Origin of the sequence: Paraburkholderia sp. J76 (assembly GCF_905220295.1) — a bacterium.
GTDB lineage: Bacteria > Pseudomonadota > Gammaproteobacteria > Burkholderiales > Burkholderiaceae > Paraburkholderia.
The window spans coordinates 12,905-36,338 of the sequence record NZ_CAJMZJ010000006.1 but is presented as its reverse complement, the minus strand read 5'-3'; the positions used below and the strand labels follow the sequence as shown (position 1 = coordinate 36,338).

Here is a 23,434-nt window from a genome sequence, read left to right as displayed (position 1 = left end):
CGACCAGATGCAGGGAAGGGGGCGCCGCCCGCGCGCCGGCGAGCCTCAGGCGAGAGCGACCGAGCGGTTGCGCCCCTGACGCTTCGCGGTGTAGAGGGCCGCGTCCGCCTCGTTGATCATGCCTTCGTAGTCAGGAGCGCCCGTGCGCGCGGTGGCGGCCCCGACGCTGGCCGTCACCGGCACGATCACGCCCTGCACCTCGATCGGCTCGTCGCCGATCGTGCAGCGGATCTTCTCGGCCACGTAGAGCGCGTCGTCGAGCGGCGTGCAGGGCAGAAGCAGCGCGAATTCCTCGCCGCCGAAACGCCCGAACACGTCCTGCTTGCGCACCACGCCAGCTACGCGCTGCGCCATCGAGCGCAGGACCGTGTCGCCGGCCACGTGGCCGAATTCGTCGTTGATGCGCTTGAAGTGGTCGAGGTCGAACAGCAGCATCGAAAGCTCGCCGCCGTAACGTTGCCAGCGCAGGAATTCGTCGGCGAGGCGCGTTTCGAAAAAGCGCCGGTTCGCGATGCCCGTGAGGCCGTCGCGGTCGGCGTATTCGCGCAGCTTCGCCACGGCCTCCTCGCGCTCGCGCTGCATGACGCTCACGTGCGTAACGTCCGAGAGGGTCACGCACACGGCGATCACATCGCGCCCGCGCATGAGCGGCATGAAGGTGCAGTCCTGCTGCATGTAGTCCACGCCGCCCGTGATCGGCCGGTCGTGGTCGAACTGGAACAGATACGGGCGCTGCTCCCACGAGCTGAACGCGAAGCTGCCCAACTGGAACACGCTTTCCACCTTGCGTGTGAGCCACGCGCGCGGCAGATCGCGGAAGCGTTCGAAGATGGAGCGGCCGATCACGTCGTCCGCCGTCACGCCGCTGTGATCCTGCATGAAGCGGTTCCAGCTCAACACGTTCATGTCGCGATCGACCACGAAAATGCCGAAGCCGACCCGTTCGACGACGAGATCGGCTAGCGATGGCAACCCGGCTGGCTCGTTCATAGGCTGTGCAACAACGCGTCGATGGCCCGGCTCACGACATGGATCGACTCCTCGGCCATCAGCATGACGAGGTGGGCCCGAAAGCGCTGGTCCTCCAGCGCGAAATTGACCTCGACGAGCAGCGCGACGTCCCAGGCGAGCAAGCCCGGCTGGAACACCTCGTCGAGCATGATCGCCTCGCCGAGCAGGCCCGGCTGCGAAAACACGGGCATGCGTCCGAGCTGGTCGAGCATCGACGAAACGCACGCGCCCGTGAGCGCGTTGGCGACGTCGAACATCAGCTCTTCCTCGGTGAGCGCGTCGTCGCCGATCGTCGCATAAGGGCCGCCGACCAGGCTGCCCAGTTCGGCGATCTCTCCGCTGCGGCAGATCACGAGCGCCTCGCCCTTGATCTCCGAGCGAAACCCCTGGCGCACGGCCGCGACCGGACCGTCGATGCCGGTCATCTCGCGCAGCGCCGCGGCAGCCTCGGAAACGGCGACGACGCGCACGCGCGGCACCGAAAGCTCGATGAAGGCGTTGAGCAGCCCCGACAGTCGCGTCGCTGCCTGCCCCATGCCGAGATTGGCGATCTCCTGGAGCGCGTCGCGCTGGAGTTCCGTGAACACTCGATCAGGCATACAAACCGTACTCCTTCAGGATCGGCAGCAGCGCCTCCTGGGTTACCGGCTTTGCGACGAATGCCGCCGCGCCGAGCGCCTGCACGCGCTCACGGGCACGAGGCTGGATGTCCGCGGAAACGACGATCACGAACGTGTTCAGGTCTTCGTGCTGCAACGCTTCGAGGACCTGAAAGCCCGTCATGTCGGGCATCGTGAGGTCGAGGAACATGACGGCCGCACGACCGGCGCGGTAATGGGCAAGCGCTTCATGTCCGTTCGACGCGTACGAAATCGCCACGTCCCAGTCCTCGGGCAGCGCCTTCGTGAGCACCTTGCGGGCTAACAGCGAGTCATCGGCGATCACGATGGGCAAGGACATGGATATGCTGAATGAGTGTGCGTTGGACGGAGTGCGTTTCGACGGATTAACGGCGGCGCGGGCAATTACTTTAGGGAAAACTTCAAAGAAAATAGCGAGGCGGCCAAATAATGCATAACGCATGAACCGGTCCGCGCGCGGGCGTTCTGGCGCCCGGCGCATGGCCGCGCCGTTGCCGCACGGCCGCGTAATGGATGCCGGCGGACACCGGCAGCAACCCGTGCGCCGGTCGTGAAGGCCCTCGTCTGCATGACTGCAGCCACCCCGTAGCATGGCCATCGCCTTTCGGCCGGCATGGCTTTATGCGAATGCGTTATTTATCGTGACCGCGATTCTCGAATCAAATTGAATCAGATGCAACTCGCCGTTAATCGATCAACGAACAAAATCGTCTCATTCCGGCGCACTTCTGGAAATAAATGATCATTCCCTTAAATAAAGGGCGTCGATTATCCCTTTGTGGTACGTTTGCGCTTCGCCGATTTTCGCGATTCGGCATAAACGAAGAGGAAAACCCCTGGAAAGCGTGCCCGCCGAAAGATAATTGGGGCGCGGCGGGCGCGCGCTGGCCGTCGGGGCGCCATCGCGGTCGTTTATCATGTCGCATGCCCCGCCGTCTTTTCCCCTGCTTTTCCGTACGATGATTGCTGACCGGCCCGAGCGACCCGACGAACGCCCCTCCTTGCCGCATGCCGGCGACGCGCCGTTTCCGGCAGCACCCGGCCACGACTTCACGGTGCGCCGGCGGACGCTGCTCGCGCTGCTGGTCGCGGCAATCGTGCTGCCGTGCATCTACGTGGCCGCCATGGCGTACAACGACCTGCGCGCGCGCGAAGCCGACGCCACCGACACCACCCTGCGCACCGTGCGCGTGGCCGAAGAGCACGCGCTCAAGGTATTCGACATGAACGAGGCGCTCGACGCGCGCGTGGTCGATCTCGTGCGCGGCCTGAACGACGACGGCATCCGCGCGAGCGAAGCGCAGATCCACGAGAAACTCGACGCGATCGGCGGCGGTTATCCGCAAGTGGCCGCGGTGTCGATTTTCGGCAGCGACGGCGACCTGCTCGCCAGCAGCCGCTACTCGCCGCCGCCGCCGGTGTCGATCGCCGCGCGCGACGACTTCACCGGCATCCGCGACGGCCGCGTGCTCGACCACGTCTCGCGCGTGATGCTGGGCCAGGTGAGCGGCGAAACCGTGTTCAACATGGGCGTGCCGCGCCTGAACGAGGCCGGCGCGTTCGCGGGTCTCGTCTCGGTCGCCTTGCGCCCTGGCTATTTCAGCTCGTTCTACCGCGACCTGCTCGGCCCCGGCTCGCCGATGTCGCTCGGCCTCGTGCGCAGCGACGGCACGATTCTCGCGTTCGATCCGCCGCCGCGCGCGGACGTCCCGGCCATCACGCCGCGCTCGCCGCTTGGCGCCGCGCTCCAGCGCGGCACCGAATCCGGCGTCGTGCGCATGCATTCCGCGCTGCTGCGCAGCAACGTGATCCTCGCATTCCGGCGCGTGGGCGCGTACCCCGTCTACGTGACCTGCGCGTATCGCACACAGGCGATCTGGGCCGCCTGGTACCGGCACCTGAGCGTGCTCATCATCTCGATGTTCACGCCGTCGATCGCGCTGTGGTGCGTGATCTGGCTTTCGCTGCGACGCCTTGCCGCCGAGGAGGAGGCGTGGGAGCGCTGGCAGGCCGAAGCCTCGATGCGCCGCTCGATCGAATCCGCCTACCGGCAATCGCGCAAGATGGAAGCGCTCGGCAACCTCGTGGGCAGTGTCGCGCACGACTTCAACAACCTGCTGATGATCGTCTCGGCCAACGTGCAGATCGCGCGGCGGCGCGGCGCGGCGGCTTTCGAGCGCGAACTGTCGGCGATCGAGCGCGCGCTCAAGAGCGGCCAGTCGCTCACGCGCCAGTTGCTCGGCGTGGCGCGCAAGCAGCCGCTGCGCAACGAAACGATCCATGTGGGGCGCTGGCTGCCGGCCGCGCGCGAACTGTTGCGCGCCTCGCTGGGCGCGAAGGTGTCGCTCGTCGTCGAAGTCGATGACGACGTATGGCCCGTGCTCGTCGACGTGGCCGAATTCGAACTCGCGCTGATCAATCTCGCGGTAAACGCGCGCGACGCGATGCCCAACGGCGGCCGCTTCGCGGTGCGCGCGCGCAACATCAGCTTCCGGCCCGACGAAGGCTTCCCGCTCGACGGCGACTTCGTGCACGTCACGCTCGAAGACACCGGCACAGGCATGCCGCCGGACGTGCTCGCGCGCGCGTTCGAGCCGCTTTACACGACCAAGTCGAAGGGCACGGGGACTGGCCTGGGGCTCCCGCAGGTGTTCGCGTTCTGCGAGCGCACGGGTGGGCTCGCGGCGATCGACAGCGCCATCGGCGCGGGCACGACGGTGCATCTGTATCTGCCGCGCTCGCTCGCCGAGCCGCCGGCGCCACGCCCGAGCGAGCCGCGCGAAGAAAGCGCCGAGGTGCAGCAGGGCTTGAATGTGCTGCTGGTGGAGGACAACGACGAAGTCGCGGCCGGCACCGAGGCGCTCCTGCAGATGATGGGCCACCGCGTGACCTGCGCCAGCGACGCGGCGAGCGCGCTGCAACGGATCGAAGCGCCGCTGGCCGAGGGCGAGCCCACGCCGCGCTTCGACCTGGTGCTTTCCGACATCCACATGCCGGGCACGATGAACGGCATCGATCTGGCCGAGGCGCTGCAGGGCCTGGAGCCCGAACTGCCCGTGATCCTCGTGACAGGCTACGCGGAGGAACTCGAACGCACGCGCAATGCCGACGTGCGCGTGCTCTCGAAGCCGTTCGACATCGGGCTGCTGGAAAAAATGCTCGAGGCGATTCGCGAGGACCGTCAGACGCGGGCGAAGCCCCAGCACGACGCCACGCTCCAAAGCCCGCGGGCATGACCGGACGCGCGTAACGAGCGTCGCGGCACGACGCTTGCGGCAGGCAGCGCGACCCGCAGAATCAGGCGGTTTGACGCCATGCATAACGTGCGCCCACGGCTTCGCAATCGGCGCATGATGCAAGTGGCGTCGCCATCTTGAAGGAGGCTGCCATGAAACAGACCGTGACCGGCGTTTTCCAAACCTACGAGGAAGCACGCCACGCGCAGGCCGCGCTGCTGCAACGCGGCTTTGCCGCGACCGACATCGATCTGCCGGCGCGCACCGAAGGCGTGCTGGCCGGCATCGAACGGCTCGTGGGAAGTTTTTTCTCGACGACGAGCGACGTGCGCCGCACCGCCGAGTCACAGACCGGCATGACGCCGCCGCCGGGCGAAGCGGTGCGCATCGGCGTGCATGTGAGCGACGAGGCGCGCGCGAACCTCGCGTACGAAACGCTGCGCGAGGAGCACGCGACGGAGGTGGCGCTACGCGGCACGCCGTGGGCGTGGCCGGCGACGGAGCGACCGGTCGAGCGCGAGCACTCGGCGCTCGACGAACTGGGTCTCTCCGACCTCGCCGACGCCATGCGTCGCCGTGCGGCGCCAACCGACGCTACTACCGACGCAACGCGTGACGCCGCCGCTGTCGAGCCTGCGCTTGACCCAACCGTCGATCCCACCGTCGTACCGATGCGTCCCACGAGCGAGGCCGAGGCGAGCGTGTTAACCGCAGCCAGCGCCCCGGGCGCCGGGGCGGTGATGGGCGCGCACCCCGTGGTGGACGTTCCCGCCGCGCCCGAAGCGACGCGGCCCGCCGCAGGCGTCGCGCCGCAGATTCCGGACGAATTCCTCGAGTACGAGGAAGACACGCCCGAACATCACAAGGACATGCCGGGGCAGCGGCCTACGTTGCACTAAATGGGCGCGCGCAAAGCGTGCGGGTGTCGCGATCGTCAGGCGTCAGTGGGCAAGTCAGTGGGCAAGCTGGCGCTTGACCCAGGTCACGTACGTATCTACGAAGCCTTGCAGGAACTTGCGCGTATCTTCGCTGACGATCTCGCCTTTCTCGTTGATGCGGCTCGTGTCGTGCTTGATGAACATCTCGGGCTGGCCGAGCAGCGCGACGTCGAGGTAGGCGAGAACGTTGCGTAGATGTTGCTGCGAGAGGGCAGTGCCGGTCGCTCCCACCGACGTGCCGAGCACGGCGCCGGGCTTGCCGCGCCACGAATTCGTGCCCCAGGGCCGCGAACCCCAGTCCAGCGCGTTTTTCAGTACGCCCGGAATCGAGCGGTTGTATTCGGGCGTGACGAAGAGGAGCCCGTCGGCGGCTTCGATCTGCTGCTTGAAGCGGCGCGCCACCTCGGGATAGTCGGCGTCGTAGTCCTGGCTGTAGAGCGGCAGCACGCCGATGTCGAGATGCTCGAAAGTGAAATCGGCGGGGGCCAGCGACGTTACCGCGTGCGCGAGTTGCCGGTTGAATGAATCCTTGCGCAGACTGCCGACCACCACTGCGATCTTGTAGGCCATTTCGGTTTCCTCGGAAGTGCGCGCGAAGCGCATGGATGGAAACACCATGATAGGCGCGTGAGCGTTTCCGCGACGCACGCGCGTGCGGGGCTAGCTGAGCCTGGCCGATAGCGTCGCGGCCTGTGGATAACCGAGGGTAACGCGAATTTATCCACAGTTTTTGTTGGCAACCTTGTGGACAACTTGCGTGGAGAGCCGATGGGTAGAGGCCTCGCGTGGGATTCGTCTGCAGGTTAGCAAAGATGCAGTCGCGGTGCGCGGACGCATCGATTGCGTTCTGGCGGTTCGCTCGCTGTGGCATGGAGCGAACCGATGAATGTATCCCAGCGATTTCAACCGAGGAGTGCCGCGACGTTTTCGGTCGGACGGCCGATCACTGCGCGGCCGTCGCGTACGACGATGGGCCGCTGAAGCAGAACCGGATGCCCCGCAATTGCTTCGTAGAGCTGATCATCTGTGACACCCGTCGCATCGAGGCCGAGTTCCGTGTACTCGGATTCGCCGGTTCGGATCATGTCGCGCAAGCGGCCGCCCAGCATCGCGTGCAGCGCCCTCAGTTGGTCGACGGAGAAGGGCTGCTTCAGGTACTCAATCACTTCGACAGGCTCTTTGGCCTTCGCAGCGGAGACCAGGTCGCAAGCCGCGCGGGACTTGGAGCAGCGGGGGTTGTGGTAGATCGTGATCATGAGGTGGGATGTGCGGGAGGGGAGTGGTGGGTGAGCCCTTGGTGAGGCGGCGGAATCGTTGCGATTTTACCGGGGCGTGGTGGTTGGCGCGTGGGAGCCTTGGGTTCTGACGACGGGCTCGTGGCGCGTCAGGGCTTACTGCATGTCACTGCGTGTGGGATTCACCGCTGGAATTTCTCTGGCCGCTCGCGAGGGATGGGAGGAGATGCGGTGCAACGGCCAAGGCTTTATGCGCATAAAGCTAGCTGTGATGGAGGCGCGCTCGCCTCCGATTGCGTTTGCGATCTCATCCGTAAAAGCGACGCTCCGGGACGCTCGAAGCACTGCGAGCCCCGCATGCGGCACCTCTCCCACGAGCTTTATGCGCATAAATCTTGTCCGAATGGCTAATTCAAGCGTGAATTACGCCAAAAATCATTGAACTGAAAAACATTCCAGGTAAAATCCCATGCTAATAGCAAAAAGGAGAATACCAATTGGCAGCAGAGATAATCGCAGTCACGCAGCAAAAGGGCGGAGTCGGCAAAAGCACGATCGCGATGCATCTCGGCGCGGCCTTTCACGAGAAGGGGAAGCGGGTTCTTGTCGTTGATGCCGACGGTCAAAACACGCTGGTCCATTGGGCCAGCGCATCTGCCGATGGCGATACTGGCATCCCGTTCCCGGTGGTCAACCTCTCTGAAGCGGGTGGCCAGATCCACCGGGAAATCAAGAAATTCATCAACGACTACGACGTAATCGTGGTGGACTGCCCGCCATCGATTACGGAGAAAGTCTCCGGCGTGGTGCTGCTTGCCGCTACCGTCGCCGTCATTCCGACTTCGTCTTCTCCGGCCGATTACTGGTCGAGTGTGGGTCTCGTGAAGCTGATCCAGCAAGCCCAGGTGATGAACGAGGATTTGCGCGCCGTATTCCTGCTGAACAAGACCGAAGAAAAGCGCATGCTCACCCGCGAGCTGAAGCGTGCTCTCGAAGAGCTTGGTTTCCCTCTGCTCAAGACACAGATTCCCACCCGTGAGGCGTACAAGCAGGCGATGGCATTGGGCCAGACCGTTCTGCAAATGAACGACCGGGGCGCCCGCCTCGCCGCCGTGGAAGTGCGCGCATGTGCCGACGAGATCGCGGCGATGCTCCCCTGACTTTATGCGCATAAAGGACCCTGAATGAAACCCTCCCAATTCGCCAAAGGCTTTCAGGCTCGGCCTGATACCACAAGCAGCGAAAAGCGCACGGCACTCGACCGCCTCAACGCTATCGACGGACTCGTCGAGGACACGCCCAAAGCACGAGAAGTTGTTGATCGCTCAAGTCAGCCGACATTGGTTCCCGGTCTGGAATCGACGGCAGAGTCGATTCGGGACGACGCACCGGGACTGGAAAACGAGTCCGCCGAATACCGCGCATGGCGCGTTGCACACGGCTACCGTGCGGGGCAGATCATCGAGTTGCCGCTCAAGGACATCAAGCCGAGTCCCTTCAATCCGCGTCACTTTTATCTGAAGGGATCGATTGCGGAACTCGCTGTCAATCTCGCGAAGCAAGGACAGCAGCAGGCCATCCATGTAATTCCCGACTACGCGGCGCCCGGCACCTATTACGTCAGCGACGGCGGCCGTCGCGTGCGGGCGCTGAAAGAAGCGAACAAGGAAGTCGTCAAGGCGATCGTCGTCGATCTGCCAATCGGCATTCAGAGCTACAAGCTCGGTTACGACCTGAACGTTCAGCGCGATTCGCAAACCGTGTTCGATAACGCGGTGGTGTGGAAGCGATTCATCGACGAAAAGCATTTTCAGAGTCAGCGCGAGCTTGCCGATCACCTCGGCCTCGACGAATCCACGGTTGCCGTTGCGCTATCGATCGGCAAATTGCCGGAATCGGTCATGCAGGAAATGGTGGCGCGCCCCGACCGCTTCGGCTCGAATATGGCCTATCAGGTCGGGCGTTATCACGGCGCGCGCGGGACCGACGCCACGCTGCGTCTCATCAATCGCATCGTTGCCGACGATCTCAGCACGCGCCAGGTGGCGGATATCGTGAAAGGCCGGGCGAGCGCGCAGGAGAGCCCGAAGCCGGCGGGGCGGCAACGCTACGCGCAACGGCTGGAGATCAAACTGGATGGTGTGGCGGTCGGCGACCTGAAGTCATACGGCGACGACCGGCTCGAACTGCGCCTGAAGGGACTTTCAAAAGATCGACGCGACGCGATTCTTCAGCAGATCGAGCAGATTCTGAAAACGAAATAAAACTGGAAAATGTGTCGACGGCTGCCCGGAATCGGGCGGCCCTCGACGACGGGCACCGCGGCCCCGCCTTGCGCGGGCGGCGGCCACGCCCCAAGGTCAGGTTAGGCCGCGCGGCTCTGGCTCAGCGTGAACGCGAGCAAATCGCCGTCGGTCGGTTCGCCCCAGGTCTTGCGCGCGAGCCAGTCGAAAAAAGCGGTATCGGCCAGCTTCGATTCCAGCCCGCGACGACGCCAGTCATCGCGCAGATGCGAGCCCAGTCCCGGCAGTTCATCCGTCTCGAACGACTCACGCGCAAGCTCGCGCTCCATGTCGCCCTGCTCCTCGTAGAGCGAACGCGCTTCCTTGCGCCGATAGGCCGCATATTCATCGAGCAGTCGCGCCTTCGGATCGTCGGCCGTCACCGCTGCCGCCCCGCCGCGACCAACGGCCGGTGTGGCGCCCGCTGCCGTCTCGACCGGCGGCGCGTAGCCCTTCTTCAGCGCGTCCTTGAACAGCGCCGCAGCGCTGCGCACCGGCGGCAGGCTCGTGCTGCGCATACGCTGTTCGGTCAATTGCAGCGCGGCGCGAATGCGATTTTCCTCGCTGTCGGCATAAAGCGACTGCGCTTCCTTGAGCGGAATGCCGATCTTCACCATGCGGTCGACGAGCGTGCTGTCGAACACATTGGGGTGCTCGTCGAGAGCGAGCATCGGCTGCTTGCGCTCGGTCACGCGAAACTGGATTTCGGCGACACGGCGCCCTTCGCGATGCTCGATCAACTCGACGAAGATGTTGGTGACCGCGTTGACTTCCGCAATCGCGGGCCGCAGATAATCGCGCTTGAAGTACTTGTATTCGCGTTTGGCTTCGTCGCCCGCCTCGGTGTCCGGCGTGCCGGAAAGGATCGGACGCCACCATTCCCAGGTCTCGCGCATCGTCAGATGGCTGGGGTTCGTCAGATAGCGCACGCAGATCTCGTAAAGCGCAAGCCCCGCGCTGCTACGTAACTGACTCTGGAATTGCAGGCTCAGACGGGCGTACTGGACGGGGTCCAGCAGTTTCTTCTTGATCTTCGGCGCGAAGGAGAACTCCACCCAGACGCGACGAGTTTGCGGATCCTCGAGAATTTCCGCGTCCGCGATCAGCGTGGAGATGCCCCACTTGCGGCCGGGCTTCTGGCTCGACGTGCCCTGACTCCACTCGACCTGCACCGACACCATGCGGCGCAGATGCTCCTTCACGAGCGCCGTATCGTTCGAATCGAACGCCGAGTTGGCGACGATGTCGGAAAGGAGCGCACGGTAAGTATCGCCAGACTCGTCGGCCTGCTGCGCGACGGCCAGCAGGACGTTGAACAGCTTGCGAGTCAGCAGGGTGATCTTGCCGCTCTTCGGCTGGATCGCGATCGCCTCGACGGCCTTGCGCAATTCCGCCGAGCTGGGGCTCACCACATCGGTCTTTTTCACGCGCTTCGTGGCCATGCGTCGGGTCGAGGAGAGAATTTCGCGAAAGGATACCGTCTGTGGTGATAGGCGTCTATAGGGCCTCTCTCACCATTGCCGGTGATGCGCGCCTCACGCGTCCCACTCACCGCGGCAACTTCCCGAATTCCCTCACCTTTCGCGGGACGCCCATCCAGCGGGGCGCTTTGCGTCATGCGCGGTCCGGCCCGTTCGTGTATTTCCGTCGGTGCGCCAATGGTCGGCATTTGTTCCCGTATCGGCTCACCTTAAATATTTTTGTGTGGTCGGCGGGAAAAATACGTTGAGCAGGGAAATTCCCTCTTACCCAACGGGTCTTGTCAAAAAGGGCGCCTGGATACCACCGCAATGCAGCAAAACGGCGCGAGTCGGTTGATCCGCGTGACCAAGCGGTCGAACTAGTGAGGCCATCGAAAGCCCGGATTGTCGAGAATAGCCAATACGAGCCCGGCGCATCCCGAAAATTCTCACCTATGGCTCAATGGGCCGGTCAGATCTGTCCGCGTCAAAAGTCCGTCACTACGCCCTCCGGGCCTCATCGAGTCCCGAAAATCCTCACCTTCTATGTTCGGAGGCTGCCGCGCTCCGCCGTCTGGGGATCTCCCGAAAGTTCTCACCATTCCTGCAGTCCAACCAAAAAGGCCAATGGATTCCGTGACTTATCCACATGCGCGCGAGGCGGCTCATAGGCCCTCGGTTCCCGTATTCCCTCACCGCAGAAGGCGTCCGAAGATTCGGTCACGGATGCAATCATCAAAAAAGCGCTCCTGAATACTCTCACCTGAGACGGATTCCTGGCGGGAGAAACTTCCCCGGCACCCACGTAATCTCGGTGCCTGCAGCGCAGTGATCGCCAACTTTCTCCCGAATTGGCTCACTTTGAGTCCAAAATCCGCCAAAAATGGGCCCCGAAAAATCTCACCTTTGCCGTAGAGACGCTCCGGAATGGTGCCGGTTTCGCGGCATTGCGCAAACCTCCCGAAAAACCTCACCTTGCGATGGAAGAGTTCCCCGACAATGAATGGTGGGCGTCTCGAAGTCCGGGCCGGTCCGGGCGCCAATTCCCGAAAAAGCTCACCTGTAAGCCCCATGAAGCCCCGTTTCACCTGATTTCCGGCGTTGTCTCCCGAATAGCTTCACCTTCGATCCGCATTTTTTCCCGATACTTCTCACCGTAGGTGCCGCAGCCCCTCAATTTTGGAGAAAAATCCAGCGAATAGAGGCCCCCGAATCAGCTCACCGTTGCATTTCCCGTAACATCCGGGACGCGCACCGCCGCGCGCGACCTGCCGGCTTACCGCCTCCTGTATTCCCTCACCCTTGCCGTAAAGTCAAGAATCGCCCCGTTCCCGAACCCGCTCACGTCCTTTCCCGCAGTGGCTCACCGGCGTTCCCGAAGGCCCGCACCCAACCTTCCCGCAGGCACTCACCCAGGTTCCCGTAAAGCTTCACCTGACCGGCCGAAAAGCCACGCCAGGTAAGGCTTTGCCATGGCGTTAACGTTTTTAACCGGTATCAAGGGTGTTTACTTTTATATCTCTCAAGCAAGAATCCCCCGCGAGCTACCGGAGATATCCACACACAAACGTCCCAAGCCGGGCGCAAGGCTGCAACCGCTCGCGTGAAACAACGGATGGAAGTAAAATTCGATCAAAAACGCAAACGTTTACAAGGGGTTATGAAACAAACTTCGATTTGTTTCACGAAGCAACGTCGTCAGTCTCACCTTTTAGCTCGGGAAACTACCCGCTGATAGCGCTTCCCCGGCACCAATCAACCCCGACACCCAAAAACGTAGCAAATAAAACGTAATTTGTTATTATTCGTCCACTCCCCTGCCGAGAAGACGAATATGCGAGACCAGGACCGCCAGGCAATCCGCGAAGAAATCGAGGAATTACGTAAAAACGGAGCACGCAGACAGGAGCTTTCCTTACATGCCTGCAAGCGGTTGTTCTTCGATTTCGAGATCAAGCCTTCCATGGCTGCCGTCCGTGAATTGACCCAGACAGGCAGTGCAAGCGACATCCCAAAAGATATCGAACTGTTCTGGCAGCGCATTCGCGCAACATCAAAAGTGCGTGTCGGCGCTGGCGCTATTCCACCCGCACTGGAAGAACGCGCCGGCGAACTGCTCGGCGCGCTTTTTGAGGAAGCGCTTGCGCACGCAGGCGATGCGCTGCTGACCGAGCGCGCGGAATTCGAAGCGGGGCGTCGCGATGCCGAACAGGCCACCCGGGAAGCCGAAGCGCGCCGTGCTGCCGCCGACGAAATGCTCCGACGCAGCGAAGCGCGCGTGGAAGCGGCCTACGAACGGGTACGCGAACTCGAAAGCCAGCTTGCCGCGACGTCCGCGCAGGGCGCCGCGGCGAGCGACAACCGCGAAGTGCTGGTCCAGCGCCTGGAGACGGAAAACGAAGCGCTGCGCAAACGGATCGAGGCGGAACAGACGACCAACGCGGGTTTGCGCGATCGCATCGACGGCTTGCACGAGGACATGCGCAAGAGCACGGAACACTACGCGCAACAGATCAAGGATGCGCTTGCCGAGGCCGAACGGCGCGTCAAGCCGATGCTGGTCGAACTCGACGCGTTGCGCTCGATGTCGTCGACCTGGCAGGCGGCGCAGCGCGACGCAAGCAAGAAGGAGTTCGATTTCATCCAGCAACTGGCGACGGCGAAGGCCCGTGCCGACCGGCTCGACGCCGTGCTGCGCGAACGGTCCGACGAAGTGGATGAACTGACCCGGCAGGTCACGACGTTGCGCGCCCAGCAAGGACTCGACGCGTCGGTCGCGGCCGTGCTTTGCTCACTCGCCGCCGGCGGCCAGTTGGGCGAAACCGAGTTGGCGAGCCTCGGCACCTCGGTCGATGGGCACGTCGCGTTGCCCGTGCGCTGTCCTAATTGCCGCGAGGGAGAACCGGAGTTGTCCGAAGTGGACGAGGGTTTCGAATTCAGTTGCCCAGAGTGCGAGCACACGTCGGGCACAGGAGTGTCGAAGCTTGCGGCCTACGCGCGTTTCATGGCCGGCAAGCATTCGCACGAACAGGCTTCGTGAGCGCTCACGGAAATACGTGATAGGTCGGCCGGGCCGCACACGTGAGCTTTTACGGGAGACGTGTCTGCTTTCTTCGAAAGCCTGATCTCCCGCCGCCTTGCCGTTTCACGCCTTGTCGCTTTCCCCCGAAGCGTGTGGCATCGCTTCGCGTTCCGCCCACGTTTTCCACGCGCGATGCAACCGCCCCGCGGAGATCGGCTGCAGGAAACCAAGCCACTGCCCTACCTGGTCGGTATCCACGCCGCGCTCGAACAACTCTGCCGCGAACGTGTTGCGCAAGGTTTGCGGACTCGCGCGCTCTGCACGCGTTTCGGCCACGCCCGCGGCTTCCATCAATGCGTCGATGGCGCGCAGCACCGTGGCCTTGTGCATGGGGCGCCCCGACGGCGAGCCCGGAAACACCAGTTGCCCCGGGAGTCCGGCGAGACGGCGCGCTTCGAGCCAGGCGCCGAGCACGTCGACAGCGAATGGCGTCAGTCGCGTGACGCGCGTAAATGCCGGGTTGGCGGCTTCGATCGTGACCCACTCCGAGCCGATCGCCACGCAGTCGAGCGTGAGCGCGATGGCGTCTCCCGTTTTCAATCCGCCGCCGAGGAAAATGGCGACGAGCGCCCGGTCGCGGCGCTCGCGCCATCGTTTTGCGGCAGAGGGCTCGACGACCGGCGAGAACAACTGGCCGATGATCGCAGCGCGCTCAGCGGGCGCAAGGAAGCCGGTCGGTTCGTTTTCGCGCGCGTTGCGCCATGCGGCCTCGCCGTCCTGGGCGATGAAGCGTGCGGGGTTGGTCGAGGCGAGTTCGATTTCACGCACGTGGTCGAGCACGCGTTCGATGAGTCGCAGGTAGCGAAGCCGCTGCGGCTTCTTCACTTCGAGGCTCGCGACGAATTCGGCGATCGTGCCGGTATCGACAGTCATGATCGACTTGCGCTTGAGCGCGAGCCATTCGAGAAAGCGTCCCCACTGCACGCGATAAACCTCGGCTGACGACTGGCGCAAGTCCTGCGACGCGAGCCAGGCGTCGAACGCGGCGACGGGGTCGCGTTGCCAATCCTGGCGTTGCTGGTCGAAGAGGTCGCGTGAGGAAGTGGAGGACGCCATCTCTATCATTCCGTTAGTTGCGTTACACGACTATTATAGCGATAGCAGATCCTCGCTGCGGCAATCGTTCTGCACGACGCGCCGCCGGCGTGCGATCAACCGCCCCACGCCCTGACACGTCGAACGGCATAGCCGGGGCCTGCCTGTCGGCGGAATTCTTCCGTGCATTGCGCTGCGCGTTCATAGGCCGAGACCGCGAAGGCGAAGACGGCCGGCAGCGCGTTTGATTGCCCGAAGTCGACGGTTTCGTCCGTTTCGGGCCACGCGAGATCGCCCGGCCGTTGAAAGAGGCCGAGCATGAGGGCGTCGTGACGGCTCGCGAAGCCGAGATCCGCAAGCGCTTCTGCCTCGATGGCGTGCAGCAGCCGCCAGGTGAGCGGCACCTCACGCGCGATATAGCGCTGCGCGATGTTGCGGACGATTAGTTCGAGGTCGCGCGCGGCGGCCTGGAAGCGCAAGGCCGCCAGGGCGGACTCGCGCGGCAGTTCGGTTGTGAGGGACATCGACGGCTCCAGTCGGACTTCCACTGTATAAATATACAGTAGTCAGGCCCATCGCGCAGCCTCGTCCGTTCGGCCAGGGTTAGCGGTGAGGAGGGCGCTCAGCCATGAATCACCACCAGCAGCGCACGCGCTTCCCCCTTACCGGCGTTGCGGATCGCGTGCGGCTGATCGGCGATGTAGCGCGCCGTGTCGGCGGCCTTCAGACGCTGCGCCGTGCCCGCCGCCTCGACCTCGATGCTGCCCTGCAAAACCGTCAGATGCTCGCGCGTGCCCGGTTCGTGCGCCGCCGAGACCAGCGCGCCGCCGGGCTTGAGCGTCAGTTCATACCACTCGAAATTGCCGGCCAGCTCGATCGGCCCCCACACGCGCAACTGATAGCCCGCGTCGTGACCGTGCAGCGTCGGGATGTCGTGCGGCCCGGCCACGGCGATCGCCTCGGGCGCCTTCGGCGCCGCGAACAGCGAATCGAGCTTGACGCCCAGCGCGTTCGTGAGCCGCCACGCGACGGCAATGGTCGGGTTCGCCTTGTCGCGCTCGATTTCCGATAGCATGGATTTTGAGACGCCCGCGGCGCGCGAGAGGTCGTCGAGCGTCATCTTGCGTTCGGCGCGCAGACGCTGGATTTGTTCGCCCACGCGCGGCGGTGCGGTGGCGGGCGCGGCCGACGGCGGCAGTACGCCACTTGCAGGCGATGCGCTCGCGTCAGGAAGGGCGTTCGCCGGTGCGGCGCGCGGTTTGCGGGTGCTTGCCATTCACGGCCTCATCGATTAGAGTGCGTTCGACATATCGAACCGGCGTTCGAAATAACGGAAATATTCGCCTGCGGCTGACGGCGACTATAGCAAAACCCAAGCAAACCGGGGCAGGCCGGGCAAAACGCGGCAAGCCTTGCCTCTATGTGAGGAGCACGATTCATGCGTACACCGTATCTCGACCACTTGCGCGCGACGCTCGACCAGATTCGCGCCGCTGGCTTCTACAAGAACGAGCGCGTGATCGCCACGCCACAATCGGCCGACATCCGGCTTGCGGACGGCAGCGACGTGCTCAATTTCTGCGCGAACAACTACCTCGGCCTCGCCAACGACGCGCGCCTCATCGCCGCCGCCAAAGACGGCCTCGAGCGCGACGGATTCGGCATGGCGTCGGTGCGCTTCATTTGCGGCACGCAAACCGTGCACAAGCAACTCGAAAGCGCGCTCGCCACGTTTTTGAAAACCGAAGACTGCATTCTCTATTCGAGCTGTTTCGACGCAAACGGCGGCCTCTTCGAAACGCTGCTCGGCGAAGAAGACGCCATCATCAGCGATGAACTCAATCACGCGAGCATCATCGACGGCGTGCGCCTTTCGAAAGCGCGCCGCTACCGCTACCGGAACAACGATCTTTCGGACCTCGAAGCAAAACTGAAAGAAGCCGACGAAGCCGGCGCGCGCTACAAGCTCATCGCCACGGACGGCGTGTTCTCGATGGACGGCATCATCGCCGACCTCAAGGGCATTTGCGATCTCGCCGACCGCTACGGCGCGCTCGTGATGGTCGACGACTCGCACGCGGTGGGTTTCATCGGCGAACACGGGCGCGGCACACCCGAGCACTGCGGCGTCCTGCAACGCGTGGACATCATTACGGGTACGCTAGGCAAGGCGTTGGGCGGCGCTTCGGGCGGCTATATCGCGGCGAAGCAGGAAGTCATCGACCTGCTGCGCCAGCGCTCGCGTCCCTATCTTTTCTCGAACACGCTCACGCCCAGCATCGCGGCCGCGTCGCTTGCCGTGCTCGAACTGATTGCGAGCGACGAAGGTGCGCAACTGCGCCGCCGCGTGCACGAAAACGGCGCGCAGTTTCGCCGCGAAATGAGCGCGCTCGGCTTTACGCTCGTGCCAGGCGAGCACCCGATCATTCCCGTGATGCTCGGCGACGCGCAGCTCGCCTCGAAAATGGCCGACGCACTCCTGCACGAGGGCGTCTACGTCATCGGTTTTTCGTATCCCGTCGTGCCCAAGGGCCGCGCGCGCATTCGCACGCAGATGAGCGCCGCGCACACGCCTGAGCAGATCGGACGCGCCGTCGAGGCATTTGCGCGCGTCGGCAAGCAGCTTGGCGTGATTTAACAAGGATTACGAATCAAATGAAAGCACTCGCCAAACTCGAACGCGCGCCCGGACTCACGCTCACGCGCGTGAAAAAGCCCGAGGTCGGCCATAACGACGTGATGATCAGGATCCGTAAGACGGCGATCTGCGGCACGGACATCCACATCTGGAAATGGGACGACTGGGCGCAAAAGACCATTCCGGTGCCGATGCACGTCGGCCACGAATACGTGGGCGAAATCGTCGAAATGGGCCAGGAGGTGCGCGGCTTTCAGATTGGCGATCGCGTGTCGGGCGAAGGGCATATCACCTGCGGCTTCTGCCGCAATTGCCGCGCGGGGCGGCGCCATCTGTGCCGCAATACGACGGGCGTGGGCGTGAATCGTGAAGGTGCGTTCGCCGAATATCTCGTGATTCCGGCGTTCAACGCATTCAAGATTCCGCCCGGGATTTCCGACGATCTCGCCGCGATTTTCGATCCGTTCGGCAACGCCACGCACACGGCGCTCTCGTTCAATCTTGTCGGCGAGGACGTGCTGATTACGGGCGCGGGGCCGATCGGCGTCATGGCCGTGGCGATTGCGAAGCACGTGGGCGCGCGCAACGTCGTGATCACGGACGTCAACGATTATCGCCTCGAACTCGCGCGCAAGATGGGCGCGACGCGTGCCGTGAACGTTTCGCGCGAGTCGCTGCGCGACGTGATGAACGAACTGCACATGACCGAAGGCTTCGACGTGGGGCTCGAAATGTCGGGCGTGCCGAGCGCGTTCACGGCGCTGCTGGAGTCGATGAATCACGGCGGCAAGGTGGCGCTGCTCGGCATTCCGCCCGCGCAGACCGCCATCGACTGGAACCAGGTGATCTTCAAGGGGCTGGAAATCAAGGGCATTTACGGCCGCGAGATGTTCGAGACCTGGTACAAGATGGTCGCGATGCTGCAAAGCGGGCTCGATCTTTCGCCCATCATCACGCACCGCTTCAACGTGGACGACTACGAAAAGGGCTTTGCGGCCATGCTGTCGGGCGAGAGCGGCAAGGTGATTCTCGACTGGAGCGCCGCCTGAACGCGCGGCGGTTTTACTGCGCAACGGCTGCCGCGGGCTGCTCGAATTCGGCCTCGATACGCACGTCGATCTCGTCGCCCACGGCGGGATACCAGCTAGTCAAACCGAACGCCGAACGGTTGAAATGGCCCGTGGCGGTGAAGCCGAGCGTGGGCTGCTTCGTGAGCGGATTCGGCGCGTAACCGTTCAATGTAACGTCGAGCGTGACCGGCTGCGTGACGCCGCGTAGGGTGAGATTGCCCGTGAGCGTGCCGCGCCCCTCGCCCGTGCGCGTAAAGTGCGTGCTCGTGAAACGGACCGCCGGGTAACGTTGCGCATCGAGCATTTGCGGGCCTTTCACCATGGCGTCGAGCGCGCTGACGTTGGTGTCGAGGCTCGTGGCGTCGATCGTCACGTCGACCGTGGCCGCTTCGAGGCCGCCCGCCTGCCAGTCGAGCGCCGCCTGCGCGCGGTCGAAACGCATGACGAAGCGCGAATAGTGGAAATGATCGACGTCGAATACGACGCTCCAGTGATGCGCGTCGAGCACGTAGTGGCCGGGCGGCACGTCGGCTTCCGTGCGGCTCACGCTGTGCGTGACCACGCGCAGCGGCGTGCACGCGGCAAGGCTCGCCGCGCACAGCGCCATGCAAAAAGCGCGGCGCGAGCCGCGAACGAGCGGCGCAATCGACACAGGCTGCCGGTCTTTCATCTCATCTCCCTTTAGTTCGCCGATATCCGTAAGTACGATTAACGGCCTGCGTTTCTTCCATTCGGTTCGCGAAGCATAACGCGACGGGGCCGGATCGTAATGGCCGCCCGGACCACGCGCACATTGCGCGCCGCGCGAAACTCGGGTTTCATACGCCCATTGGAGTTCGAACGAGCGGAGAGCCGACCCATGCCAGCCACGAACCACACCGTGCGTTTTCACGCCACGCTCGTGCGCGACGTCGACGCGATGACGGCCGCCACCGCGCGCTCGTTCGGGCGCCATACGCACGATCAGTACGGCATAGGCGTGATCGATCGCGGCGGCCATATCTCGCTGAGCGACGCTGGTCAGGTCGAGGCCTTGCCGGGCGACCTCATCCTCGTCAATCCGGGCGAAGTGCACGACGGCCGTCCGCTCGACGCGGGTGGGCGCACGTGGCGCATGCTGTATTTCGAGCCGCGCTGGGTTGACGCGTTGCAAGCCGACATCACGCAAGGCGACGACGCCGCGTTCGCGCTTCACGCGCCGGTGATCAGCGAGCCGCGATTGCGTGCGCTGTTCGACGCGGCCTTCGCACACGTAACCCGACAAGGCAGCGATCTCTCCCGCCAGGCCTTCGACGCCGCCGCGCTCGAAGTCATGGCGCGGCTCGTCGGGGCGCTCGGCCACCGGCGTGCGCTTGCGCAGTGTTCGCCGGCGTCGCTTGCGCGCGTGCGCGACATGATCGACACCGATCCCGCCCAGCCCTTTTCACTCGCCGAACTCGCGCGGGCGGCGGGGCTGAGCCGCTTCCAGCTCCATCGCGGCTTCCTGCGCGCGTTCGGCGTTGCGCCGCATGGCTACATCCTGCATCGCCGCGTGGCGCTCGCGCGGCGTCTGCTCAAGGCGGGAAACGCGCCGGCGCAGACCGCGCTGGCCGCTGGTTTCTGCGATCAGAGCCACCTGAATCGCGCCTTCGCGCGGCAGTTCGGCGTATCGCCGGGCCGTTACCGGCTCGCGCGCGCGGCCTGAGCCTCGCACGCCGCAAACGTCTTACGCGCTGACACCGACGCACATCGATCCAAGACGGCGCGCCGTGGTGAGCCTATACAGGCGTATCACCACGAGGAGCGCTCCATGTCGATACGACTGCCGTCGCGCGAAAGCGCGCGTCGCCCAACCTTTTCTTCCCGATCCCGCGCGCATTGGCAATTGACGGGCGCCATGCTGACCGTGGGCAGCACGGTCATTGCGAGCAAGGCTATCGGCGCGGGGCTCGATCCGCTGCCTGCGACCGCGCTGCGCTTCGGCATTGCGTTGCCGCTCTTTCTGCTGCTCATGCGCTTAACCGGCACGGCGTTTCCGCGCCCCGGGCTGCGCGACGCGTCGTTGCTCGTCGCGCAGGCCGCCATCGGCAGCGTCGGCTATACGGTTTTGCTGATCGCGGGCACGCAGCGGACCTCCGCGAGCGACGCCGGCATCATCCTTGGCACGCTTCCCGCCGTCTGCGCGTTGACGGCGGCGCTGGTGCTGGGCGAGCGGCTGCGCGCGAGCACGCTCGTTTCGGTGACGATCGCGAGCCTCGGCGTGGCCATGGTCACACTCGCGCCGGGCGAACATCGCGATGGCGCTCGCTCGCTCACCGGCGATGCGATGATACTCGGCGCGGTCGTGTGCGAGAGCTTGTTCGTCCTGCTAAACAAACGGCTTTCGCGGCCGTGGCCGCCGCTTGCGCAGGCGGGCGCGATGACAGGAATCGGTTTCGTCGTATCGGGCTTGTGCGCGCTACCGGGCTGGCTTGGCTCCGCCCACGCCGTGCCGCTGAACGCCGTGCTCGGCGTGGCGTATTACGCGCTCGTGCCGACCGTGGGCGGATTCTGGCTCTGGTACGCGGGGGCGGCGCGCGTGCCGGGCGGCGAGGCCGCCGTTTTTACGGCGGTGGCGCCCGTGTCGAGCGTGGCGCTTGCCACGATCCTGCTCGGTGAGCCGCTGACGCTCACGCGCGTGCTCGGACTTACGCTGGTCGTGGCTGCCGTATTCGCGGTTTCGGGACGCGCGCTTTGGGATCGCATCAATGCGCTGCGGCCGCAAGGTGTCTTGACGCGGGAGAATGATCGTTCTACATTACGGGCGAGGGAGAACGATCATTCTCCCGCTGAACGAGATTATCCATGAGCCTGCCCGCTGCAACGAACCCTGAAGCGAACGCGCAAGCGCAGGCAGACGCGCGCGCGCGTCTGCTCGACGCCGCCGAGGCGCTGATCTACGCGGGCGGCATTCACGCCACGGGCGTCGATGCAATTGTTCGCGCAGCGGGCGCGGCGCGCAAGAGCTTCTACACGTACTTCGAATCGAAGGACGCGCTCGTCGCGGCTGCGCTATCGCGGCGCGACGAGCGCTGGATGCGCTGGTTCATCGCCGGCACGCTCGCGCGCGGACGCACGCCGCAGGCACGCCTCATCGGCATGTTCGACGTTTTGCGCGAGTGGTTCAGGTCAGCGGGCTTTCACGGTTGCGCGTTTCTGAACGCGGCGGGCGAAATCGCGTCGCCCGACGACCCCGTGCGCGTGGTCGCGCGCGAACACAAGGCGCGCCTGCTCGACTTCGTGCGCGAACAGAGCGATGCGTGGGCCGCGAGCGTCGGCGCAGATCGCCGGGTCGCCGCACGCCTCGCGCGCCAGTGGCTCATCCTGATCGACGGCGCAATCGGCGTCGCGCTCGTCAGCGGCGACGCCGACGCAGCGCTCGACGCTCGCGCGGCAGGCCGATCGTTGCTCGAAGCCCTCACGCCGAAAAGCGCCCCGCAGTCCCGAGGCCGGTCCCCACGCCCATCCTCTTCACGCGCACCGTCCCGGCGCGCTGCCCAACGCAAGGAGCAAGACCATGAGTGATACGCCCGAAGTGCGTCCGCCGCTGCCGCCGTTCACGCGCGAGAGCGCGATGCAGAAAGTGCGCGCCGCCGAGGACGGCTGGAATACGCGCGACCCGCAGCGCGTTTCGCTCGCGTACACGCCGCAAAGCGTGTGGCGCAATCGCGCCGAGTTCGTCACGGGCCGCGAAGCGATCGTCCAATTTCTCACGCGCAAGTGGGCGCGCGAACTCGACTATCGCCTGATCAAGGAGCTGTGGGCGTACACGGACAATCGCATCGCGGTGCGTTTCGCCTATGAGTGGCACGACGATTCGGGTAGCTGGTTCCGCTCGTACGGCAACGAAAATTGGGAATTCGACGCGAACGGACTGATGGCGCACCGCCACGCATCGATCAACGACCTGCCGATCCGCGAAGCGGATCGTCTTTATCGCTGGCCGCTCGGGCGCCGCCCCGACGACCATCCAGGCCTTTCCGACCTCGGGCTCTGACGCTTCGCTTTCATCGGGACGACTCGCGGCGCTGGCACCATGTCAGCGGTAAGCGGGTTGCCCGATCCGAGCCTGGACTCCATTGCGCGCGCATCGGGTTGCGGTACAGTTCGTCATTCACCGCGAACCAGCAATCAGAAAACAGACGGCCCCATAGCGGATCGGCGCAATAAAGCACGGAGAGCCCATGCGGTTTTGGCAAAAGCAACGTGACGCGGCAACGAGAACGGCACAGAGCGCGCTAACGAAAGCGAAGAAAACGAAACGCGGCGCGGCGGCTGCCCTGGTGCTCTTGCCGCTGCTGCTGTTCGGTACGTCGCAACCGGCGCGCGCGGCAAACTGGTGTAGTTCGGGCCTTTGGGTAGACGCGATGGTGGGCTCGTACCACATCCATCCCGACAAGGACTTCGAACAATTCAACCCGGGTCTCGGCATCGAATGCTGGCCTGGCGACACGTGGGCGCTCACGGCAGGCGGCTTTCGCAATTCGCTGCGCAGGCCCTCTTATTATGGCGGCGCGTTGTGGGCGCCTGAGTTCCTGCACTGGGGCTTCGTGCGGCTCGCGGCGATGGGCGGCATCATCTCCGGCTACAACTATGGCAACTGGGGTCTTGGCCACAACCATACGATCGGGCCCGTGGTGGCGCCTGTCGTGATGGTCGCGTACAAGCGCGTGGGCGTGAACTTCATCGTCATCCCGCCGATACCTTCCGACGATCTTCCCTTTACGATCGGGTTTCAGTTGCGGTTCAAGTTTTAGTCTTCTACCGCCTCCCGCAAACTCTCACCTT

General features: G+C 64.2%; 22 protein-coding genes. 12 read left to right on the top strand and 10 right to left on the bottom strand.

Translation table 11 applies throughout. From position 1 onward, the window contains the following. Positions 1-45 precede the first annotated feature (45 nt). From U5768_RS13360 to U5768_RS13350, 3 genes are read right to left on the bottom strand one after another with little or no spacing between them, the layout of a single operon-like run. Entirely contained in the window at positions 46-990 is a 945-nt protein-coding gene (locus U5768_RS13360; RefSeq protein ID WP_322030877.1) for a diguanylate cyclase, read from the bottom strand. Beyond that, positions 987-1,610: a chemotaxis protein CheC gene (locus U5768_RS13355; RefSeq protein WP_110383369.1), complete on the bottom strand. Its 624-nt coding sequence runs from the start codon at positions 1,608-1,610 to the stop codon at positions 987-989. The genes U5768_RS13360 and U5768_RS13355 overlap by 4 nt, the downstream gene beginning before the upstream one ends. Then, positions 1,603-1,971 (bottom strand): response regulator, encoded by a 369-nt coding sequence (locus U5768_RS13350; RefSeq protein WP_201699526.1) that lies wholly within the window; start codon positions 1,969-1,971, stop codon positions 1,603-1,605. Before U5768_RS13350 ends, U5768_RS13355 begins: the two co-directional genes overlap by 8 nt. A 640-nt stretch (positions 1,972-2,611) precedes the next feature. On the opposite strand from U5768_RS13350, the gene U5768_RS13345 reads away from it, so the two are divergent. Together U5768_RS13345 and U5768_RS13340 are read left to right on the top strand one after the other, a co-directional pair. Further along, the gene (locus U5768_RS13345) at positions 2,612-4,888 is read left to right on the top strand and encodes a hybrid sensor histidine kinase/response regulator (protein WP_322031178.1); all 2,277 of its coding nucleotides are present in this window, start codon (positions 2,612-2,614) and stop codon (positions 4,886-4,888) included. A gap of 152 nt (positions 4,889-5,040) precedes the next feature. Further along, entirely contained in the window at positions 5,041-5,787 is a 747-nt protein-coding gene (locus tag U5768_RS13340) for a hypothetical protein (RefSeq protein WP_322030876.1), read from the top strand. Positions 5,788-5,841: 54 nt separating this feature from the next. Here U5768_RS13340 and U5768_RS13335 read toward each other — a convergent pair whose 3' ends face one another. Next, positions 5,842-6,396, bottom strand: a complete 555-nt coding sequence (locus U5768_RS13335) for an NAD(P)H-dependent oxidoreductase (protein WP_322030875.1) — start codon at positions 6,394-6,396, stop codon at positions 5,842-5,844. 332 nt (positions 6,397-6,728) lie between these two features. Next, positions 6,729-7,082, bottom strand: coding sequence for an arsenate reductase (glutaredoxin) (arsC, locus tag U5768_RS13330; RefSeq protein WP_322030874.1), 354 nt, complete (start codon positions 7,080-7,082; stop codon positions 6,729-6,731). Between the two features lie 476 nt (positions 7,083-7,558). On the opposite strand from arsC, the gene parA reads away from it, so the two are divergent. Both parA and U5768_RS13320 read left to right on the top strand, forming a co-directional pair. Then, positions 7,559-8,221, top strand: coding sequence for a ParA family partition ATPase (gene parA / locus U5768_RS13325; RefSeq protein ID WP_322030873.1), 663 nt, complete (start codon positions 7,559-7,561; stop codon positions 8,219-8,221). Between the two features lie 24 nt (positions 8,222-8,245). Continuing rightward, complete coding sequence (locus tag U5768_RS13320; protein ID WP_322030872.1) at positions 8,246-9,325, top strand: ParB/RepB/Spo0J family partition protein; 1,080 nt, start codon at positions 8,246-8,248, stop codon at positions 9,323-9,325. Between the two features lie 101 nt (positions 9,326-9,426). Here U5768_RS13320 and U5768_RS13315 read toward each other — a convergent pair whose 3' ends face one another. After that, on the bottom strand, positions 9,427-10,785 hold the full coding sequence (locus U5768_RS13315) for a replication initiation protein (RefSeq protein ID WP_322030871.1): 1,359 nt from the start codon (positions 10,783-10,785) through the stop codon (positions 9,427-9,429). Positions 10,786-12,637: 1,852 nt separating this feature from the next. On the opposite strand from U5768_RS13315, the gene U5768_RS13310 reads away from it, so the two are divergent. Continuing rightward, the gene (locus U5768_RS13310; RefSeq protein ID WP_322030870.1) at positions 12,638-13,843 is read left to right on the top strand and encodes a DNA-binding protein; all 1,206 of its coding nucleotides are present in this window, start codon (positions 12,638-12,640) and stop codon (positions 13,841-13,843) included. A 105-nt stretch (positions 13,844-13,948) separates the two neighbouring features. On the opposite strand, the gene U5768_RS13305 is transcribed toward U5768_RS13310, so the two are convergent. The 3 genes from U5768_RS13305 to U5768_RS13295 all read right to left on the bottom strand — a co-directional run bounded on the left by U5768_RS13305 (position 13,949) and on the right by U5768_RS13295 (position 16,196). After that, a complete protein-coding gene (locus U5768_RS13305) occupies positions 13,949-14,941 on the bottom strand; it encodes a tyrosine-type recombinase/integrase (protein ID WP_322030869.1) in 993 nt (330 codons plus the stop codon). A gap of 95 nt (positions 14,942-15,036) precedes the next feature. Continuing rightward, a complete protein-coding gene (locus U5768_RS13300) occupies positions 15,037-15,444 on the bottom strand; it encodes a DUF2471 family protein (protein ID WP_322030868.1) in 408 nt (135 codons plus the stop codon). Positions 15,445-15,542: 98 nt separating this feature from the next. Next, on the bottom strand, positions 15,543-16,196 hold the full coding sequence (locus U5768_RS13295; protein WP_322030867.1) for an XRE family transcriptional regulator: 654 nt from the start codon (positions 16,194-16,196) through the stop codon (positions 15,543-15,545). Positions 16,197-16,358: 162 nt separating this feature from the next. On the opposite strand from U5768_RS13295, the gene U5768_RS13290 reads away from it, so the two are divergent. Then, on the top strand, positions 16,359-17,558 hold the full coding sequence (locus tag U5768_RS13290) for a glycine C-acetyltransferase (protein ID WP_322030866.1): 1,200 nt from the start codon (positions 16,359-16,361) through the stop codon (positions 17,556-17,558). Positions 17,559-17,575: 17 nt separating this feature from the next. Next, positions 17,576-18,607: an L-threonine 3-dehydrogenase gene (gene tdh, locus U5768_RS13285; RefSeq protein WP_322030865.1), complete on the top strand. Its 1,032-nt coding sequence runs from the start codon at positions 17,576-17,578 to the stop codon at positions 18,605-18,607. A gap of 13 nt (positions 18,608-18,620) precedes the next feature. Here tdh and U5768_RS13280 read toward each other — a convergent pair whose 3' ends face one another. Further along, positions 18,621-19,298, bottom strand: coding sequence for a YceI family protein (locus tag U5768_RS13280; RefSeq protein ID WP_415913895.1), 678 nt, complete (start codon positions 19,296-19,298; stop codon positions 18,621-18,623). 189 nt (positions 19,299-19,487) lie between these two features. Here U5768_RS13280 and U5768_RS13275 point away from each other — a divergent pair, with 189 nt between their 5' ends. From U5768_RS13275 to U5768_RS13255, 5 genes are all read left to right on the top strand, one after another. Further along, positions 19,488-20,312, top strand: coding sequence for an AraC family transcriptional regulator (locus tag U5768_RS13275; protein WP_322030864.1), 825 nt, complete (start codon positions 19,488-19,490; stop codon positions 20,310-20,312). Positions 20,313-20,417: 105 nt separating this feature from the next. Next, the gene (locus U5768_RS13270; protein ID WP_322030863.1) at positions 20,418-21,455 is read left to right on the top strand and encodes a DMT family transporter; all 1,038 of its coding nucleotides are present in this window, start codon (positions 20,418-20,420) and stop codon (positions 21,453-21,455) included. After that, a complete protein-coding gene (locus U5768_RS13265; protein WP_322030862.1) occupies positions 21,452-22,171 on the top strand; it encodes a TetR/AcrR family transcriptional regulator in 720 nt (239 codons plus the stop codon). The genes U5768_RS13270 and U5768_RS13265 overlap by 4 nt, the downstream gene beginning before the upstream one ends. Then, complete coding sequence (locus U5768_RS13260; protein WP_322030861.1) at positions 22,164-22,643, top strand: nuclear transport factor 2 family protein; 480 nt, start codon at positions 22,164-22,166, stop codon at positions 22,641-22,643. Before U5768_RS13265 ends, U5768_RS13260 begins: the two co-directional genes overlap by 8 nt. Positions 22,644-22,830: 187 nt before the next feature. Further along, entirely contained in the window at positions 22,831-23,403 is a 573-nt protein-coding gene (locus U5768_RS13255; RefSeq protein WP_322030860.1) for a hypothetical protein, read from the top strand. Positions 23,404-23,434 lie beyond the last annotated feature (31 nt).

Excerpts from the sequence above, each read along its gene's own strand:
- U5768_RS13360 (WP_322030877.1), bottom strand. The coding sequence starts at position 990 with ATGAACGAGCCAGCCGGGTTGCCATCGCTAGCCGATCTCGTCGTCGAA.
- U5768_RS13355 (WP_110383369.1), bottom strand. The coding sequence starts at position 1,610 with ATGCCTGATCGAGTGTTCACGGAACTCCAGCGCGACGCGCTCCAGGAG.
- U5768_RS13350 (WP_201699526.1), bottom strand. The coding sequence starts at position 1,971 with ATGTCCTTGCCCATCGTGATCGCCGATGACTCGCTGTTAGCCCGCAAG.
- U5768_RS13345 (WP_322031178.1), top strand. The coding sequence starts at position 2,612 with ATGATTGCTGACCGGCCCGAGCGACCCGACGAACGCCCCTCCTTGCCG.
- U5768_RS13340 (WP_322030876.1), top strand. The coding sequence starts at position 5,041 with ATGAAACAGACCGTGACCGGCGTTTTCCAAACCTACGAGGAAGCACGC.
- U5768_RS13335 (WP_322030875.1), bottom strand. The coding sequence starts at position 6,396 with ATGGCCTACAAGATCGCAGTGGTGGTCGGCAGTCTGCGCAAGGATTCA.
- arsC (WP_322030874.1), bottom strand. The coding sequence starts at position 7,082 with ATGATCACGATCTACCACAACCCCCGCTGCTCCAAGTCCCGCGCGGCT.
- U5768_RS13320 (WP_322030872.1), top strand. The coding sequence starts at position 8,246 with ATGAAACCCTCCCAATTCGCCAAAGGCTTTCAGGCTCGGCCTGATACC.
- U5768_RS13315 (WP_322030871.1), bottom strand. The coding sequence starts at position 10,785 with ATGGCCACGAAGCGCGTGAAAAAGACCGATGTGGTGAGCCCCAGCTCG.
- U5768_RS13310 (WP_322030870.1), top strand. The coding sequence starts at position 12,638 with ATGCGAGACCAGGACCGCCAGGCAATCCGCGAAGAAATCGAGGAATTA.
- U5768_RS13305 (WP_322030869.1), bottom strand. The coding sequence starts at position 14,941 with ATGGCGTCCTCCACTTCCTCACGCGACCTCTTCGACCAGCAACGCCAG.
- U5768_RS13300 (WP_322030868.1), bottom strand. The coding sequence starts at position 15,444 with ATGTCCCTCACAACCGAACTGCCGCGCGAGTCCGCCCTGGCGGCCTTG.
- U5768_RS13295 (WP_322030867.1), bottom strand. The coding sequence starts at position 16,196 with ATGGCAAGCACCCGCAAACCGCGCGCCGCACCGGCGAACGCCCTTCCT.
- U5768_RS13290 (WP_322030866.1), top strand. The coding sequence starts at position 16,359 with ATGCGTACACCGTATCTCGACCACTTGCGCGCGACGCTCGACCAGATT.
- tdh (WP_322030865.1), top strand. The coding sequence starts at position 17,576 with ATGAAAGCACTCGCCAAACTCGAACGCGCGCCCGGACTCACGCTCACG.
- U5768_RS13280 (WP_415913895.1), bottom strand. The coding sequence starts at position 19,298 with ATGAAAGACCGGCAGCCTGTGTCGATTGCGCCGCTCGTTCGCGGCTCG.
- U5768_RS13275 (WP_322030864.1), top strand. The coding sequence starts at position 19,488 with ATGCCAGCCACGAACCACACCGTGCGTTTTCACGCCACGCTCGTGCGC.
- U5768_RS13270 (WP_322030863.1), top strand. The coding sequence starts at position 20,418 with ATGTCGATACGACTGCCGTCGCGCGAAAGCGCGCGTCGCCCAACCTTT.
- U5768_RS13265 (WP_322030862.1), top strand. The coding sequence starts at position 21,452 with ATGAGCCTGCCCGCTGCAACGAACCCTGAAGCGAACGCGCAAGCGCAG.
- U5768_RS13260 (WP_322030861.1), top strand. The coding sequence starts at position 22,164 with ATGAGTGATACGCCCGAAGTGCGTCCGCCGCTGCCGCCGTTCACGCGC.
- U5768_RS13255 (WP_322030860.1), top strand. The coding sequence starts at position 22,831 with ATGCGGTTTTGGCAAAAGCAACGTGACGCGGCAACGAGAACGGCACAG.